This is a genomic window from Embleya sp. NPDC056575 (assembly GCF_042793325.1).
Taxonomy (GTDB): Bacteria; Actinomycetota; Actinomycetes; order Streptomycetales; family Streptomycetaceae; genus Embleya.
The window spans coordinates 1-1,025 of sequence record NZ_JBHTVA010000209.1 but is presented as its reverse complement, the minus strand read 5'-3'; the positions used below and the strand labels follow the sequence as shown (position 1 = coordinate 1,025).

Genomic DNA, 1,025 nt, shown 5'->3' with positions numbered 1-1,025 from the left:
CGAGCCCGGTGCGCTGGACGTAGGGCAGGCGGTCGTCGCCGCCGGTGAAGAAGAGCACCGGGCCGCGGTCGCCGTCGACGTGGGCCGAGCCCGACCAGCAGCCGTCCGGCCCGATGGAGTCCGCGGCGGGTGCGAGGGCTATGGGGAGGTCGCGCCAGTGCACCATGTCGGTGCTGACCGCGTGCCCCCAGTGGATCTGGCCCCAGTACGGGCCGAAGGGATCGTGCTGGTAGAAGATGTGGTATTTGCCCTTGAAGTACACGGGCGCGTGCGGCTCGTTCATCCAGTGCCAGGGCGGCAGCATGTGGAACTGGGGGCGGTGGCGGTCGCCGTCGTAACGGGCCCGCTGCTGGAGCAGGTCCGGCCGGGGCACGCGATGACCGGGAAGGGCCGCGATGGTGTCGGCGTGCTCCCTGTGCGCCGTCGGGTCGTCCAGGGTGCCCGGGCGGATCACGAGGCTGTCCATCAGGCCGATGTACATGTTGGCGTGGAACTCGCCGTTGAGCAGCGTGGGTGTGTTGTGCCGTCCGATGAGCAGCGGCTGGTCCGAGGTCAGTATGGGGGCCTTGTCCGGGGTGGTGGCGGTGCCGATCAGCTGGCCGTCGCGATAAAGGCGCAGTTGCCGCGCTGCCGGGTCGTAGGTGGCGGCGACGTGCGTCCACCTGCCCTTGGCGGCCGGCTGGTCCGAGGCACCCTGGACCTCGATCAGGTCGGTCCCGAAGCCGAGTTGGAAGACGAGCTGCCCGAAGCGGCGCAGACCGAGCAGGAATCCGGTCTTCGCGTCCGGGGCGTGCTGGTTGACCAGTGCCTGGGGCTTGCCGTCGATCCCCTGCTCGTAGGCGTAGGGGGCGATCCACACGTCGAGGGTGATGCCACCGGTGGGATCGAGTGTGCCGGGGCCCTGGGCGGTGACGACGGTCGAGTACCCGTCGAAGTACAGCGCCCGGCCGCGTACCCCGTGGCGCCGTTCGGGAGCGCTGTCGGGCTTGTAGCGGGCGTCGTTGAAGACGTAGTCGACCGGGTCG

Annotated in this window: 1 protein-coding gene; it reads right to left on the bottom strand. The window is 70.0% G+C overall.

The window, feature by feature from the left end:
* Positions 1 to 1,025: LamG-like jellyroll fold domain-containing protein (locus tag ACFRCG_RS48810; protein WP_380043134.1), on the bottom strand; the 1,025-nt coding region annotated here is incomplete at both ends.